Genomic DNA, 15,742 nt, shown 5'->3' with positions numbered 1-15,742 from the left:
GCCAGTTGAATACCGACGTCAGCTTATAGCCTAGGGCTTTTTTCAATGTCCACTAAATGGGGTCTTGACCAACAAATGGAGTGTGGCTTTTTTCTTCTAGAATAAAAATCATTCTCATTATTGACAGATAATGATTTTCATTATACGATGGCATTGTTAATGATAATTAGTCTCATCGAGAGCGGGAGGGTACCATGCGCTATCAGATTAACGGTTACACGGATATGTATACGGTGATCGCCAACGAGCGGAAAATCGGCGGAGCCATTGAAGCAGGCCAGATTCGCCTGCGGACGGGAGAAGTTTACGCCAATGCTGTTCTCACTCGTTTGGAAATGTCAGGTGCGCATTTTTGCTCGATCGGTTTTGTTACGGAAGAAGGCAAAAGACTGATTGTCCATGTGAATGATATCAGCATGATCGCTGATGCTCGTCACGTCAACGTTTGTGAGCTGACGAATGAAGGCATGAGAGTGGAGAAATCCGCAGAGAGACTGAAGCGATTGAAACGTCTCTGTGAACTGAATGAAGGCAGCTGTACGCCGACCTTCCTGGAAGAGGCATTGCTGTTGGCAAACGATATTGGCATGGAAGAAGCGTCCACGCACGTAGACCTCTCTTTCCTCCCACACACAGAGAAACCGCGTGTGTTTCGCATCGCCTAGGAAGATATAGCCCATACATATTGGACCCCTTTTCGGTTGAGACGAAGAGGGGTTTTTTGCATGCAGTGGTCAAGACTAACGATTGAACAACCGCTCGACATAGTCAAAACCTATCCACTCATAGCTACCAAGGATTGGACTTACGCTGTGGACAGTGATAAAACAAGGATAAGCAAAATCAAGGGGGAACGGAACATGGAGTACTCATTTTCAAAATCTGTCGAAGCACTATCCTCCTCGGCTGTCCGGGAAATCTTGAAGCTGACCCAAGGCAATCAAGTGCTCTCGCTCGCAGGTGGACTGCCAGCAGAGGATTCTTTTCCAATTGCAGAGATGCGTGAAGCGTTCAACCGCGCATTTGAACAAGGAGCTAAAGCTCTTCAGTACGGATTAACTGATGGATACTTGCCGCTTCGTGAGTGGATTGCATCCCGCATGAAGCAAAAGCATATGAACGTCGGTGTAGATAATATGATCATCACAACGGGCTCTCAGCAAGCGGTAGACTTGTTGTGTCGTGTATATTTAGACGAAGGCGATGTCGTTCTCGTTGAAAACCCTACTTATTTGGCAGCTGTTCAGTTATTTCAATTCCGGGGAATCAAAGCGATCCCTGTAGACGGTGACGCCGATGGGATGGATTTGGACGATTTGGCGAAAAAAATTGCCCAGTACCGCCCAAAAATGGTGTACGTCATTCCTACCTTTGCCAATCCGACAGGAAAGGTATGGAGTCTCGAACGCCGTCTCGGCTTGCTTCGTCAATGTAAGGCGCAAAACATTCTCATCCTGGAAGACGATCCATATGGAGAGATCCAATTCGATGGGGAAGCACCGTACCGCTCGATTTTCTCACTGGATGAGCATCCGACTGATTCCTGTGTGGTGTACACCAGTACCTTTTCCAAAATTGTCGCGCCAGGCTTGCGTACCGGATGGGCGATCGGAGATACACGTGTGATTCAAATGATGGTGAAGGCGAAGCAAGCAGTTGATTTGCAGTCAAGCACAATCGACCAGTACGCTCTGTATGAGCTTTTGTCCCGCTTTGATCTGGAGCGCCACATTGAGAAGATCCGCGAGTCTTACAAAGCGCGCATGGAATGGATGCATGAGCTCTTGGTTGCGCAAAACTGGGAGGGCGTTCAGTGGGAGAAACCAAGAGGCGGGATGTTCCTCTGGGTGAATCTGCCGGAGCCTATCGATGCGGAGAAGCTGCTGGCCCGTTCCGTACAGGAAGGCGTGGCATTCGTACCAGGGAAGCCGTTTTATGCAGCTGAGCCTCAAGTTAATACGATGCGCTTGAATTATACACTCTTGAACCGGGAAGACACGGAGCTTGCGATTTCGAGATTGGGCAAAGCATTCCACGCCTACAGTGAATCTCTCGTGACAAATGTTTAATAGAAGCAAAAAGACAACCATTGCGATTGAGCTGGTTGTCTTTTTTGATGCATGTTTACAGGGAAAGCTCCCTTTGCGCCCGATCCAGCCATTCATTCACAAGCTCCGTAAACAAAAGTGGCTGCTCAATCTGCAAGTTGTGTCCCGCACAATCGAGTGCGGCAAAAGAAGAGCGGTGATAGCCCTCAATAATATTCCAAATATCGCGATAGCCGACAGAATGATCTTGTTTGCCCACAACAAAAAGACTCGGGTGGGGGAAGGGGGCCGTATCCAATGGGAAGGACACGCCGTAGGACTGTCTGATTTTACTGAGGAAAGATGGGTCAGACAGCATGTAGCCGTCGACAATCTCTTTTTTATAGCGATTCCACGTATATTCAGTAGCTACTACCGCCATCGACTCAAACTCCGCTCGTTCCGTCTCACTCAACTTCTCCCAGAGAGAAGGCTCCTCTATTAAGACGGGTTTATCCGGCAGTGTGCGCTTTTCTTTTTCAGGAATGACGTTCGGGCAGATGAACAGGGCGCCCTTCACTTGATCCCGGCGCTTCTCGATAACTGCTCGTGTAAGATATCCGCCGTATGATTCACCCGCAATGAAAAAGGGTTCACCTGGAATGAGCTGATCGATGAACGCGAGGACAACCTCCAGAATATCGTCCGTGGTGTGGATATGTTCGTAGTTTTCCGTTTGTCCCATTCCAGGCAGGTCTATGTAAAGTCGTCGGTATCCTGAGCGTTTCTCAAAAATTGGTTCCAGACAACCAGTCATGCAGCGGTGATCAAGTGAAAAACCGTGAATCATCACGACAGGAAAACCGCTTCCGATCTCCTCATAATAAAGGTTAACGCCATTGACCTCGCATCTCATATAAATCCCCCCAACGACATTTGTGTCAGATTGTTTCGAAAGTTTGGAACGTACGTTCTTATTATAAGGGATCTGTTACATATTTCAAGGATGAAAAAACACACCCACAACGAGAATCGTCAATGGGTGTGCCAAAGGGCTTCCTATTCTTCTGTTTCTTCCAAAGTGCAAATTGCGCTTGGACGCTTGATCCGCAATACAACGCACTCGTAAACACGGAACAGACTGTTCATTTGCTCGTCTCCGAGGAATGCGGAGTCGAAGTCTTCTGCAATCGCCAGATCGAGATTGTGGCGGCCAGTCGCTACCAATACGCCGGAACGGCCCTTAATGGTAGGAGATTGGAAGACACCGTCTGTAACGAGATTGCGTACATGCTCGATCTCAAGCACGTTGGTGCCTTTATGCACGCGATGCAAGAGTGAGTAGAGCTCAGGAGAAACAACCAGTGCATACGGACCGCTGTGGCCCATTTTCAACAGCTTGTTGCGTGCTTCCACGATATCAGCAAACGCATTGCCAGATTCCATCCAATCGCTCTTTAGATGAGTGAGACGGCCTTTTACGTTCATCAGACCTGGGAGGTCGAATTCCGCAGCACCGTTGAAGATCAGATCGTCTTCCATCAGTGCACCACCAGCAGCTGCATTGGCAGCCGCGCTCATGTCCAAAGGCATGCCCAGTGTGCGTGCTTGGGCAACATCACGCCAGTAGAGCATGAAATCCTTGTACAGGATTGGAATCGTCATGCTGACACGGCGGCTAGGCTGTGTCATTTCCAGTGATTCTCCGCGCAGGGAGAGACCTCCAAAACGGGATTCCTCATATACATCGTTGGTAATGGTTTGGATACCTTCACCTAATGGTCCATAAATATCGATAAAACGACGTCCTACCAGCTGGCGGCGAGCCATGTCAACGACAGTTGCATCCAACTGGTTCCATTCTTCAGTCGTCAAGGGAGAGTCTGGGTATTTACGAAGCTTGTCCATAGTGTAACCTCCATGTTATTTCAGGATTTCCGATTCTTTACATTCCTTTCAAGCTGCCAACTGTCAGTCCTTTTTTGCCAGAAACTGCAGGAGCGGAATGCTTGACCACGGAAGCAACACCGTGAGGAGCGGAAGCCGAAGCTTTCAAATGATCTACCTGGTGAATGTCGTGCCCCTCATCGTGATCAGTGAGATCAGGATGAGCCGCATCAGAGAATCGTTGGCTCATGTTCGCCATGATCTCTTTGACTGTCAAATAGTCTGTATGCGTCTTTTCACGCATGCCATCCAGAAGCTGACGTGTTTCGTCATCCTTGAATTCATACAGAGAGAGCTCCAGATGCTCGCGGAAATTGTGCAGTCCAAAACGTTCCAGATTCACATCGGACAGCATTTGCGAGAGGTCGCGATCACTTAGCTGATCCAGGCTTTTTCCTGAGGAGACCTTCTCCAGGTAGGGAACTAATTCCTGCAAGCGACCCATGCGCTGTTCTTCTTCTTCCAAAATATGATGGTAGTAAAGACGAGTATGCTCGTCCGTTGCCGCGTCGATAATCGGCTGGATAACGCCCATGAAGCTGTTGATATAACCTCTGGTGCGATCAAAAATGGCGTGCAGCTGTGTAATTTCTTGCACCCTACGCCACCTCCTCATTACAATCTATTTTTTCATTATACCGTTGGAAAAAACACCCGGGCAACACCTATGTACATTTTCTTATGATTACGAAGAATATGGTGCGGTGTAATTTGGAAAAGAGGGCGGGAGCGCTAGAGCGCCGTGGCTTTGCCTAGAGGCTTCGTTTCTAGTTTTGTTTTTTGACAAAAAAGTTATCATGGAGAGTATTGTCAAAGTCAATTGGGAATGATAATATTTATCAATAAGAGTGATATTCATTATCAATTAGCATTCTGAGAAGAAAACATAAATCCTACATTACCTAAATTTAAGGAGGTAACACGTTATGTCATCCATTTTAGTAATAGGCGGAGATCGCCTGGGCAATATTATCGAACTTTTGCAAGGGCAAGGCTTCAAGGATATTCACCACGTAACTGGACGGAAAAGCTCGCAAACCGGGGTGAAAATTCCAGCTGGTATCCACATGATTTTGGTGTTGACTGATTTCGTCAATCACAACTTGGCCAAAACGGTGAAAAACCAAGCCAAAGATCGCGAGCTGCCCATCGTTTTCTGCAAGCGTTCGTGTTCTGCGATTGCCAAAGCCTTTGATCTCACTGCGTAAATACATACTCTCCAGAACGGGCAGACTACGTTCGTGAGTCTGACACCAACGGAGGAATGACGCATGGAACAGAATCGTTTGAGTGAACTGCCTATCGCACAGCTTACGGCCGCTCAGCTGCAACAATTAAAACAGGCAGAAGAACAAATCAACACAGAAGGTCCAAATGTATATCTTATTGCATTAGAGAAGCAATCCCCGTCCTCCTAGACGGGGTTTTTTTGTTGAATCGTTTGCTTCTCACTTGAATACGTATTGCTCCAGTTGCATTTTGAGGGCGTCAATCCCGATGGCGAAGCCCAAGCATTGGCTGGATTGAATGATGAATGCATTGAGGCCAACGACTTCCCCATTCAAATTAATAAGTGGACCTCCGCTATTTCCTGGGTTAATGGCAGCATCCGTCTGAAAAATTTCTTCGTACATTCGCTTCGCAACCTGTAAGCGGCGGTTTTTGGCACTGATGATTCCCGCTGTCACAGAATTTTCCAAACCAAGTGGGGAACCACCTGTCGCCATACAGGCAAAATCAGGGGCAATTTTAGTGAAAAGACAATAGATGCAGGCAGACCTCTCGATTTTTCTGACCAGAGGCAGTGTCTGTTGCTTCCACATCAACACGTTGGATGAGTGTGCATACGAGCAATCGCCGTTCTTTTTCATTTGCATACGTCCAAATCAGTTTCCAATTGGAAAGCGCATCTAGATCAAGCCGTTGTCCTTTTGAAAAAGAGGAGTAAGCGCGTTCCTGTTCTTTTGCAGATCTCTCCAACGCACTGATTTTCTCTCGTAAGGCAGGGAGAGTAAGGAATCCCTCTTCATAAGCTTGTTCCCAGCGCTGCCTCCGAATTTGCAGCTGTTGCTCGGTTTCTTTCGCGGGAGCGCGGGAATTCGTCTGTAACACAGTCTGATACACTTCCTTCAACGCAGCGATTGACTCTGGCGAATGCTGCATCAGCTCGTGCACAATGGCTTTTTCCAAGCGATCCTCACGTATGGCAGGAGCATCACACGTACCAGCCAGCTTGTTTTTACATAAATAGTAGCGGTGCGTGTAACGTTTTTCTCCTTTTCCCGTAATCGTGGTTGTTTTCCCGCGCATAGAGGAGCCGCAACGCGAGCAGTACAGCAATCCGGAAAAGAGGTAGCGGGAGCTGAGAACGCGGGGATGGCTTGTTCCGCGAGCACTCATCCGCTCCTGCACTCGCGAGAAACATGGCTGATCGATAATGGCTGGGTGAGTCGCCTCTTCGATAATCCATTCCTCCGGGTCATTGCGTTGTTGATCGGCGTCGGTGTAATTCCAACGCAACGCACCATGATAGACAGGATTTTTTAACAGTCGAAGTACGGCACTTGCACTCCATGAAGCGCCATTTTTCCCGCGCAATCCGGAATAATTCGCCCATTCAGCGATTTGACGCGGGGACTCGCCTCGATCATAGCGCTCGAACATACTACGTACGCCAGCTGCTTCCCTTTGATTCACGACCAGCGTTCCTCGCACCAGATTGTATCCATATGGTGCAGGTCCTCCTGGTCGTTTTCGTTCTCTTGCCATCTGGCTCATTCCCAGCTTGACCCGTTCTGCCAAGTTTTCTCGTTCCCATTGTGCGAGGGCAGCTACTAAGGTAATAAACAGTCGCCCGATTGCCGTAGTCGTATCGTATACCTCGGTGCAGCTTTTAAAGTGTACTGCATGTCGATCGAACTCCTGCAGGAGCTGATACAGATCAAGGACAGAGCGAGTGAGTCGATCGAGTCGATAGACGAGGACGACATCGATTTCACCCGTTCGGATATCCAGCAGGAGCTGACCGAGTGCGGGGCGATTCGTATCTTTGGCACTCACGCCTTCATCTGCGTAGACGGCATGGACTTCCCAACCTTGGGAGTGAACGTACGAGAGCAGCTTTTCCCTTTGAGCGGGAATCGAAAATCCTTCACGTGCCTGATCCTCCGTACTGACACGAATGTAGACGGCCGTTCGCATCGCCCGCCCTCCCTTCACCTTGGGTTGCTAGAGTGTACAGCAAAAGGGAGGAGCTTATGCCTGACCGCACATAAAAAACCCCGCTTATCCGTCTTGGACAAGTGGGGTTATGCTACATCCATTTTTGGCCCCATTCGTGAATGGAATCAATGACAGGACGCAGATCTTTTCCTTTTTCGGTCAATTCGTATTCAATGCGAACTGGGATCTCTGGGTACACTTTGCGCTCCAAAATTTCCAGCTCCTCCAGCTCTTTCAGCCTTTCAGAGAGCATTTTATCGCTCATATGCGGAACCATTTCGCGGATATCTTTGAATCGTACAGTCCCACGTAGCAACACATGAATAATCAGGCCGGTCCAGCGCTTTCCAAGGACGTTTATTGCACATTCATATTTTGGACACATGTGTTCGCCAGAAAAATCTTGACTCATATCGGCGTCACCTCTATCTAGCAGCATTATTGTTGCCCTTTATTCTAACAGATTAGCTTGAAAAAAGTAAGTAACGAAAAGTTGGAATGACACTTTGTCTATGGTTGAGTAGTCAAGCCCGTTTTCATGGACAAATGTTTCCCTATAAGGTGTCCACACATACACTAATCGCGAAATAAGAAGCGAAGAGGGTGTTACGATGCTTTCTAAACGGGTAATCGGCATTTTAACCTGGCGGGAGGGTGTACGCTTTGAGGAACCAGATTATTTGCGAAGGTTGGTTCAAACAGGGCAAAAGCTAGGCGCAGTAATCTACCTGTTTTCGCATCAGGACGTCAATGTTCCCGCAAGAAAGATCAAGGGCTTCATCCCCAAACCGAACGGGGGCTGGATAAGTAAATCTTTCCCTTGGCCAGAAGTTGTAATCGATCGGTACCGACGCAGGGTAAAAGAGTATATCCGGCTGCGGAATAGCGATCTGTTTTTCTTTGCAAACAGTCCGTTCAGTAAGAAATGGAGAGTGACGAATCTACTCGCTTCCGATGATCGTGTCAAACGCTGGATTCCGGAGACACATATTTACGAAAAAGGCTTGGTCCGAAACATGCTCGCACGCCATGGGCTCGTCTATGTCAAGCCAGGCAATGGCACAGGGGGAAGAAGTATCCTCAGAGTGAAGAGCAGCGGCAAGGACTATAGCCTCTCCGGACGTGACAAAAAACATAACCATCATGTAGCTCGGATTGATACGGTGGAAGGCGTGGAAAAATGGGTCAAAACGTGGGTGGCGGAACAGCGTATTCGCGATGGCAATTTCCTGGTGCAGCAAGGTTTGAACCTGGGGTTGCTACGCAAGCATGTCGCCGATGTACGGTTATTGATTCAAAAGGACGAGCGTGGGGAGTGGGTGGTGACAGGCTGCGCAGTACGTATGGGGGAGAACGGCAGTGCTACTTCCAATTTGCATGGGGGAGGCAGAGCGATTCCCTTTGAATGGTTTATGTTCAAGCGATTTGGAGAGGAGCGGGGAGAGCTGATCAAGCAGGAATGTTATCAGCTTGCTTTCGAGGTAGCAAAGACGCTCGAGGATTATTTCGGTCGCATGATGGAATTCGGTCTGGATATTGGGGTGGATGTGGACGGACGTGCGTGGTTAATCGAAGTGAACCCCAAGCCGGGGAGAGAGGTTTTTCGCCAGATGGGTAACATGGGACTATACAAAAAGGCGATCGCTCGTCCCGTTCAATTTGCGCTGTATTTGGCCCGGAACCAGGCTCGTTTTTTGTCTCTTTGAACACAAATGGTGAACCGACGCTGATGACCCATTCTCCTACTTTTGTATGTGAGGAGTTGCCTAGTGGCAGTGGATATAGCTTGCAGTCTGCATCAATTTTGATGACGGCGTAATCCCGGACTCGATCAGCTATAATGCGTTTGGCTTCAAACACTCTACCGTTATATAGCTTCACGAAAATGTTTTTGGATTTACCGATGACATGCTCGCTCGTCAAGATATACCCTTTCGGATGAAAAAGAAATCCGGAGCCAAAGCTTCGTTCCGTGGGTGGAGAATTATCCTCTTGATCAATAAGGCTGCGAATTAACGAATCCACGTCTTTCGAATGGGGAGCATCTTCGGTCACGATGGAGACTACTCCTTCTTGAACTCGCTCGACAATGGGAACGAAGAAATTGAATGGGTGAAGACTGCTGCTGCTCACAGGGTACTTTACCCGCGTATATTGGGACCATTTTTTACTTTTCACCGATCTCTCCCCCTACAGCAGATAGGTATGTATCATCTTATGGGGAGTGGAGTGGGAAGGGACGCCCAATTTCTAGTCACGTGAAGGATATATCATTAATTTTGATTGATATAATAAAGAAATAGCATTGGTATAATTATTTAAATCCATTTATAATAACATGTAGTTAAAGAATATTTTGAACATAAAGGCTAAGTCCTAGCCGCTAGAGAGAGAAAAAGAACGGTAACGGAGGATGCGAAGAGATGGATGTTAAAACGATCATACTGGGTTTCTTGAGCTATGGGGAAATGAGTGGCTACGATATTAAGCAAGCGTTTACAAACAGCATTGGATTCTTTTATGACGCTAGCTTTGGTGCTATTTATCCAGCATTGCGCAAACTGGAGGAAGAAGGCTTCGTGACGAAGCAAGAAATCATTCAGTCTGGCAAGCCGAACAAGATTTTGTACCGTATTACAGAAGCCGGAAAACAATCTTTCCGTCAAGAAATCCAGACGCCTATCTTGCCGCCAGTATTGCGCTCAGACATGCTGGTTAAGATTTTCTTCGGCAAGAGCCGCACGATCGACGAACAAAAGGATTTGCTAGAGGGCTGTTTGGATACGCAACGTCAATTGCTCCAACAAAGTAAGGCCTCTTATAAAAAGCTGGAAGTGAATTTTGACGAATATCAACGTTTTTGCTGGGAGTATACCATTCATCATCTGGAGTCAACGATTTCCTTCATGGAACAAAAAATGACTTCCTTGATGAAACAACCAGCTTATTCCGTTTAGCCACATAAAGCGAAGGGCTCATGTCTTGTGAACAATGAGCCCTTCGCTTATTTTCATTTATTTAAGGTTTTCTGGATTGAGGCATTCGAGCTCTGGTACAACGAAACGTCCGTCTTTGCGGATCAGGCGATCGTCAAACCAAATTTCTCCTCCGCCCCACTCAGGGCGTTGAATCATGACCAAGTCCCAGTGTACGGAGGATTTGTTTCCGTTAAACGCTTCATCGTATGCCTGTCCTGGTGTAAAGTGGAAGCTTCCATCGATTTTTTCGTCGAAGAGGATGTCTTTCATCGGGTTTTGGATGTACGGATTCACACCAATCGCAAACTCCCCAACGAATCTGGCACCTTCATCGGTATCAAAGATTTCATTAATCTTTTCTGCATCGTTGGCAGTTGCTTCGATGATTTTGCCATCCTTGAAGGTCAGCTTGATATTGTCGTATGTAAAGCCTTGGTAAGGAGATGGCGTGTTGTACGCGATTGTACCGTTGACAGAATCACGGACAGGAGCAGTGAATACTTCTCCATCAGGGATGTTAGCTTCGCCTGCACATTTGATTGCAGGAATATCTTTAATGGAGAAGGTCAGATCGGTGCCTGGCCCTACGATACGTACCTTGTCGGTTTTCTCCATCAGCTCGACCAGGCTGTCCATGGCCTTATCCATCTTGCCGTAATCAAGTGTGCACACTTTGAAATAGAAATCTTCGAAAGCGGCGGTGCTCATGTTAGCCAACTGAGCCATAGAGGCATTTGGATAGCGAAGCACAACCCATTTGGTATGTGGTACGCGAATATCCAGTACAGGACGCGCTAGCAGCTTGGAGTGCAGCTGCATTTTGTCTCCAGGCACATCAGAGAGCTCACTGATGTTGTCGCCGCCGCGGATGCCAATATAGCAATCCATTTGCTTCATGAAAGCCACATCTGCTTCACGCATGATACCCAATTGTGTTTCGTTGGCACCCATCAAAAGTTCGCGCTGAACGGATTGGTCGATCAGTTGAACAAACGGATTTCCCCCAGCTTCGTATACCTTGGCAATAACGGCTTTTGTCAAATCGGTAACGTTGCCAATGGAGTAAATTAAAACGTTTTCACCTGGCTTGACAGTCACCGAATAATTGACGAGGACGTCAGCCAGTTTTTCAATTCGTGGATCTTTCATAGGAAGGGGATCCCTCGCTTTCCATATCATTCATATCCATTGTACACAACTCAAACAGAAAAAAGCTACCCACTGGCGAGGGTAGCTTGCGGAGGAAACGCGCTTGAAGGATTCGGTATTTCATGTATATGCAAGGACCTGCTGAATATGGCTATATCTTCGGGGAAGAAAGATTAGTCGCAGCTGCACCCGATAATAACCAGCAGGATGAAAAGAATCAAAACCAGAGTGAAGCCGTCGAATTCTCCATTAAAGATGCCGCTCATCGAATAAACATCCTCCTCATATGTGTGTTAAGCCTCTTGTGCTTACATCTACAACATATGGGTGATCGCATAGGACCGAACCGGGCATCCGCCCATTTTTAAGAAAATTGTTTGGGGAATCTCTCTTTTTCATACTCTTGCAGTTCTCGATGTTTATTATTCTGAAAAGCAGGAAAAGCTAGAGGATACCAAAAGACTTTGCAAGTATGAAAGGATGTTTATGTGATGCAAAGATCATTATCGAGCCTGCAGCATGAGTTGGTCCAAATTACGATTAATGTTGGCGAAGACTTTAAATCCATTGTGTGGAAAGCGCAGTACGATATGGACTTCAATACAGAATGTCTGTTTTGTTTTTCCGAGCAAATTACTGGCTATCGTGTAGAAGATGAAGACGGAAAAGCAGGGAAAGTCGCTGTTTGTCCGCATTGTGAAAAAGTAAACGCTATCTACGCGTGAGATTGGAGTTTGATCGCAAAGGAAAGACGATGCTGCTTGCTAGCATCGTCTTTTTTAGTATGTTTAAGTTGTTGCTAGTTTTCAAAGGTACCGATGAACGCACAAAGCTGGTGAGAAGAAAAAGCACAGGGCTCGTAGACCTTGACAACGCCTACCCAGTCGGAACTTAAAAAAGGGGACCACGCTTGTCGAACACTTCTTCCTTGAGAATCTTCCGCCCGTAGGGTGGCTTTGGCTCGACGGTCCCCTTTTTTAAGTGTAGACGGACAGTTCCCCCCCATGCTGGCGTGTCAGAGTCGAAGAGAACTGTGCTTTTTCTTCTCCTCCACTATGTTGACTCTAGTCTATATCTGACTCTATATCCACCAAGTACCACCTGTTCTTTAGCAGGATTGAAAGGAGGCTTCTCGAATAGTATGAGAGGCATACATAAGTAGATATAGGGGTGAACACCGTGCAAAAGAGATGCAGCCGCTGCGGGAACGAAATGGAGATCGAGCTGCGCAACGTCGTGTACCGGAAACGGGTTAAAATTATGAATGTACCTGTACACGTCTGCGTGGACGAAGACTGTGACCATTCCCAAGTGGTAGATGTGATTAAGGATGATTTGAAGTCACTCATGGAGGAACTGGGCCAACATCCGCAGCGCCAGGCAGTCGAATTCGAAGAAATGTCAGAGTTATCCAACTTATTGGTATTGATTGCTAATGAGAAGGTGAATTCGACCGTAAGAGAATTACTTGGTGAAAAAGTCAACGAGCTATTGGATCTGTTTTTGTTGGCGCAGTCCCTTGGCGATGAAAAATGGATGTTGGAGCTACGCGAACGTCTCACGAAAATTATGGTGTAAGGATAAAGAGATGCCTGGAAGAGAGGTATCTCTTTTTTCATTTCTCCACTGCACCGCAAATGTAGACTTTGCTGCTTGGACTTATGTATACTGATAGGCACATAAGATAAGGAGAGATGAATCATGTCACAAATACAGCTTCACTCCATTGAAGAACTGGATGAGTTCGTAGCGAAAAATGGGAAAAAGCTTTTGTTTAAGCATAGCACGATTTGCCCAATCAGTACGTCCGCTTATGAAGAGTTTCAGGCGTATTTGCTGAACAATCAAGTGGAATCTGCGGTCATTCTGGTACGAGAGGATCGCCCTGTCTCCAACGCCGTAGCGGATCGTTTTTCCATCAAGCACGAATCCCCACAAATCTTTTTGCTGGAAGACGGCGAAGTAAAATGGCACACGTCTCACTGGAAAATTACAAAGGACGCGATTGGCCAGGCGCTCAACGCATAATCATTCATACAGGAAAAAAAGCTGCTGACGATAAATAAAGTCGGACAGCTCTTGAGTAAAGCAAAAAGCCGGGACACCCGATAAGCGAGGTGAATCCGGCTTTTTGCATGGAGAAAAAGGACGCTGGATAGACTATTCCCAGAATAACTCCAACTTGTCTCCACTTTTCAATTCTGTCTGGAAGTTGGCTTGTTCGCCGTTGACGAGCATGACGAATCCGGAGATACTCTCACGGTCAGGCTTTTCCAAGGAAACATCGACAAAACGGAAGACGTCGCTAAACACAGGTGTAGACGCAGGTGAGGATTTTACCGTGATGTCGGCACCTTCGATCACGGGATCAGAGGCATTCGCCGCATTTCCGTCTACGGTAATCGTTACTTGTGCGACAGGCAATACGACCCGTTCACCATTGAAGTGTACGATCATTGTCTCCTGTACCCATTCTTCCAAAGGGATGACATCTTGTATGGAAGGGGCAGGGACTTCATCTAGCCGATATACGAGGACATCACCTTTTCGGACGATATCTGTCAAAGCTGCTGGTCTTCCGTTCAGCTCGATCACCTCCATACGGGACGGAACCGAATAATCTTGTCCATTCACAGAAAAACGCAAGCCTGATTCCGCTGACGTTTTCAGTTCTGCGAGCTCGAGTACTTCATAGACAGTACGTGGAAGGCGGATGTCCACCTCGGCACGATCAGAGATCCATGTATCGAGAGTAGCAACCGCTCCGTTAACATGTACAACTGGACCGAGCGAGTAGGGACGGTCATTGCAGATCACTTCAAGCGTGTCTAGCTCATCGAATAAATCTTTGGCAAATACACGTGCATCATCGCCATTTGTACCTGCTACTACGATGATTTGGTCCCCGTCATTGATTGGCGTGTCGAGACTGACGCTCTCTTTGTTGCGCTCAATCACCGGCGCCGTCCCATGACCACCCGGAATCATTTTCATCCGTCCGTTTACGGTGACTGTCATCGCCAATCCGGGGCGACCATACAGACGGCGGATATCCAATCCAGATGCAATGAGCGCATCACCCAACGTCATTTTTCGCAAATCGAAAATGCGCACAGGAGTATCATTAACCGTAACGGTTACATAGCGCAACGGATGACGACGCGCAGCAACAGCGATACCGACTGGCGTTACGAACTCAGGTCCACTGAGCGCAGGATTGTCTCCGACGTACTGTTTGATCGCATCGCCGCCTCTGACAGCAACACGGGCGGCAGGGATATTCAAGACCTGAGCGACTTTTCCAGTAAGCCCAGGGGTGAGGCTGCCGCCGCCGATCAGCATGACCGCTTGCGGAGCTTTTCCGTTGAGCTCCAATATTTTAAAGGCAATTTTATCGGCGAGTTGCTGGATGTCTGCTTCAATCGCACTCGTTACCTCGGTAGCGCTTATCGTATGCTCTATGCCGAGAATGTCGGTGAAGGTGACGGACTCCTCAGTGGATAAAAGACGCTTCACTTCTTCTGCCATCGGAAAATCCATGAGAAAGGCGTTCATGAGCGCATCCGTGATTTCATCACCTGCAACAGGTACCATGCCGTAAGCGGTAATCGCCCCTTCCTCAGTCAGCGCTACGTCAGAAGTACCTGCCCCGATGTCCACCAATGCGATATTCAGTCGGCGCATGGTCACGGGAATCAGGACATTAATCGCCGCAATAGGCTCAAGTGTCAATGCCTGCATTTCCAGATCGCATCGTTTCAGAGCAGCAATCAGCGAGTCGACAACCACGCGTGGAAGGAAAGTTGCGATCACATCTGCGCTTGCGATGTCACCCCGCTGGTCAATCAGACTCCCGATCAACTCGCCATCCAGATGGTAATTGACGACGCTGTAACCGACGCAATAATAGCGGGTGACGTCTTGATCCTTTAGCTCTTGGGCTAATGCGGCTTGGGCCTCCTGTACAGCGGAAAATTCCAAAGCGACAACATCTTCACGAGAGATGAAGGCATGTCTGGCTAACGGCATGTCCACACGAATGCGGCGGGTGCGCAATGACCGACCGGCAGCAGCGACCGCTACCTGATGTAGTTTGCCATATTTTCCTTCCAGCTCTTCTTTTATTTGTTGAATCACCTTAGCTACGGCGACAATATCGTGAATTTGCCCATCGAGCATGGAGCGTTCATCATGCTCTCGAATTGCGCAGTCCAATACGCGGTACTGCTCGCCGGTCGTTTCTACGATCAGGCCGACGACGCTGCGCGTTCCAATATCTAATGAAAAAATAAGCTCAGGGGCTGTGATGTCAGACAAAAGTAGGTCACTCCTTGTAAGAGGTTGTTCAAAAAGTCTTTACAATACTTATCGGTGATTTTGGACTGTATCGGAAAGGAACAATCACTTTTAGCTAGAACA

18 protein-coding genes and 1 pseudogene are annotated in these 15,742 nt (G+C 47.6%); 9 read left to right on the top strand and 10 right to left on the bottom strand.

Annotated elements, in window-relative coordinates; translation table 11 throughout:
• Positions 1–194 precede the first annotated feature (194 nt).
• Positions 195–665, top strand: a complete 471-nt coding sequence (locus C7R92_RS16130; protein ID WP_069847612.1) for a hypothetical protein — start codon at positions 195–197, stop codon at positions 663–665.
• Positions 666–860: 195 nt separating this feature from the next.
• Positions 861–2,069 carry an aminotransferase-like domain-containing protein gene (locus C7R92_RS16125; RefSeq protein ID WP_106834945.1) on the top strand — a complete coding sequence of 403 codons (1,209 nt, stop codon included), beginning with the start codon at positions 861–863 and terminating at the stop codon, positions 2,067–2,069.
• Between the two features lie 55 nt (positions 2,070–2,124).
• Here the strand turns inward: C7R92_RS16125 and C7R92_RS16120 are convergent, their stop codons facing one another.
• From C7R92_RS16120 to C7R92_RS16110, 3 genes are all read right to left on the bottom strand, one after another.
• Positions 2,125–2,943 (bottom strand): alpha/beta fold hydrolase, encoded by an 819-nt coding sequence (locus tag C7R92_RS16120; protein WP_069847610.1) that lies wholly within the window; start codon positions 2,941–2,943, stop codon positions 2,125–2,127.
• Between the two features lie 143 nt (positions 2,944–3,086).
• Positions 3,087–3,935, bottom strand: coding sequence for a family 1 encapsulin nanocompartment shell protein (locus tag C7R92_RS16115; RefSeq protein WP_007721249.1), 849 nt, complete (start codon positions 3,933–3,935; stop codon positions 3,087–3,089).
• Between the two features lie 37 nt (positions 3,936–3,972).
• A complete protein-coding gene (locus C7R92_RS16110; RefSeq protein WP_017250463.1) occupies positions 3,973–4,572 on the bottom strand; it encodes an IMEF encapsulin system ferritin-like cargo protein in 600 nt (199 codons plus the stop codon).
• 328 nt (positions 4,573–4,900) lie between these two features.
• On the opposite strand from C7R92_RS16110, the gene C7R92_RS16105 reads away from it, so the two are divergent.
• Together C7R92_RS16105 and C7R92_RS32355 are read left to right on the top strand one after the other, a co-directional pair.
• Positions 4,901–5,182, top strand: a complete 282-nt coding sequence (locus tag C7R92_RS16105; RefSeq protein ID WP_016742090.1) for a DUF2325 domain-containing protein — start codon at positions 4,901–4,903, stop codon at positions 5,180–5,182.
• 63 nt (positions 5,183–5,245) lie between these two features.
• On the top strand, positions 5,246–5,392 hold the full coding sequence (locus tag C7R92_RS32355; RefSeq protein ID WP_017250462.1) for a hypothetical protein: 147 nt from the start codon (positions 5,246–5,248) through the stop codon (positions 5,390–5,392).
• Between the two features lie 30 nt (positions 5,393–5,422).
• Here the strand turns inward: C7R92_RS32355 and C7R92_RS16100 are convergent, their stop codons facing one another.
• From C7R92_RS16100 to C7R92_RS16090, 3 genes are all read right to left on the bottom strand, one after another.
• On the bottom strand, positions 5,423–5,701 hold the full coding sequence (locus tag C7R92_RS16100) for a S1C family serine protease (protein ID WP_007721243.1): 279 nt from the start codon (positions 5,699–5,701) through the stop codon (positions 5,423–5,425).
• A 22-nt stretch (positions 5,702–5,723) separates the two neighbouring features.
• The gene (locus tag C7R92_RS16095; RefSeq protein ID WP_106834944.1) at positions 5,724–7,175 is read right to left on the bottom strand and encodes a recombinase family protein; all 1,452 of its coding nucleotides are present in this window, start codon (positions 7,173–7,175) and stop codon (positions 5,724–5,726) included.
• 112 nt (positions 7,176–7,287) lie between these two features.
• Positions 7,288–7,608 carry a winged helix-turn-helix transcriptional regulator gene (locus C7R92_RS16090; RefSeq protein ID WP_017250460.1) on the bottom strand — a complete coding sequence of 107 codons (321 nt, stop codon included), beginning with the start codon at positions 7,606–7,608 and terminating at the stop codon, positions 7,288–7,290.
• A gap of 199 nt (positions 7,609–7,807) precedes the next feature.
• Here C7R92_RS16090 and C7R92_RS16085 point away from each other — a divergent pair, with 199 nt between their 5' ends.
• Positions 7,808–8,902 (top strand): YheC/YheD family endospore coat-associated protein, encoded by a 1,095-nt coding sequence (locus C7R92_RS16085; protein ID WP_106834943.1) that lies wholly within the window; start codon positions 7,808–7,810, stop codon positions 8,900–8,902.
• Between the two features lie 64 nt (positions 8,903–8,966).
• Here the strand turns inward: C7R92_RS16085 and C7R92_RS32905 are convergent.
• Positions 8,967–9,221 (bottom strand): annotated as a pseudogene (locus C7R92_RS32905) (trypsin-like peptidase domain-containing protein); the annotation flags it as partial.
• Positions 9,222–9,619: 398 nt separating this feature from the next.
• Between C7R92_RS32905 and C7R92_RS16075 the strand changes: the two are divergent.
• The gene (locus C7R92_RS16075) at positions 9,620–10,153 is read left to right on the top strand and encodes a PadR family transcriptional regulator (RefSeq protein ID WP_017250457.1); all 534 of its coding nucleotides are present in this window, start codon (positions 9,620–9,622) and stop codon (positions 10,151–10,153) included.
• 57 nt (positions 10,154–10,210) lie between these two features.
• On the opposite strand, the gene C7R92_RS16070 is transcribed toward C7R92_RS16075, so the two are convergent.
• Entirely contained in the window at positions 10,211–11,323 is a 1,113-nt protein-coding gene (locus C7R92_RS16070) for an aminopeptidase (RefSeq protein WP_106834942.1), read from the bottom strand.
• A 173-nt stretch (positions 11,324–11,496) separates the two neighbouring features.
• Positions 11,497–11,589, bottom strand: coding sequence for a YjcZ family sporulation protein (locus C7R92_RS16065; RefSeq protein ID WP_017250455.1), 93 nt, complete (start codon positions 11,587–11,589; stop codon positions 11,497–11,499).
• Positions 11,590–11,814: 225 nt separating this feature from the next.
• Here C7R92_RS16065 and C7R92_RS16060 point away from each other — a divergent pair, with 225 nt between their 5' ends.
• From C7R92_RS16060 to ytxJ, 3 genes are all read left to right on the top strand, one after another.
• Positions 11,815–12,048 carry a hypothetical protein gene (locus C7R92_RS16060; protein WP_017250454.1) on the top strand — a complete coding sequence of 78 codons (234 nt, stop codon included), beginning with the start codon at positions 11,815–11,817 and terminating at the stop codon, positions 12,046–12,048.
• Positions 12,049–12,502: 454 nt separating this feature from the next.
• Positions 12,503–12,901: a hypothetical protein gene (locus tag C7R92_RS16055; protein WP_106834941.1), complete on the top strand. Its 399-nt coding sequence runs from the start codon at positions 12,503–12,505 to the stop codon at positions 12,899–12,901.
• A gap of 123 nt (positions 12,902–13,024) precedes the next feature.
• Positions 13,025–13,351, top strand: a complete 327-nt coding sequence (gene ytxJ, locus C7R92_RS16050; RefSeq protein WP_069847599.1) for a bacillithiol system redox-active protein YtxJ — start codon at positions 13,025–13,027, stop codon at positions 13,349–13,351.
• 132 nt (positions 13,352–13,483) lie between these two features.
• On the opposite strand, the gene C7R92_RS16045 is transcribed toward ytxJ, so the two are convergent.
• Positions 13,484–15,640, bottom strand: coding sequence for a cell division protein FtsA (locus C7R92_RS16045; protein ID WP_106834940.1), 2,157 nt, complete (start codon positions 15,638–15,640; stop codon positions 13,484–13,486).
• Positions 15,641–15,742: the final 102 nt, after the last annotated feature.

The sequence above is a fragment of the Brevibacillus porteri genome (assembly GCF_003013475.1).
GTDB classification, from domain to species: domain Bacteria; phylum Bacillota; class Bacilli; order Brevibacillales; family Brevibacillaceae; genus Brevibacillus; species Brevibacillus porteri.
Note: the sequence above shows the minus strand (reverse complement) of the source record. Positions and strands in the feature narration are given on the sequence as shown.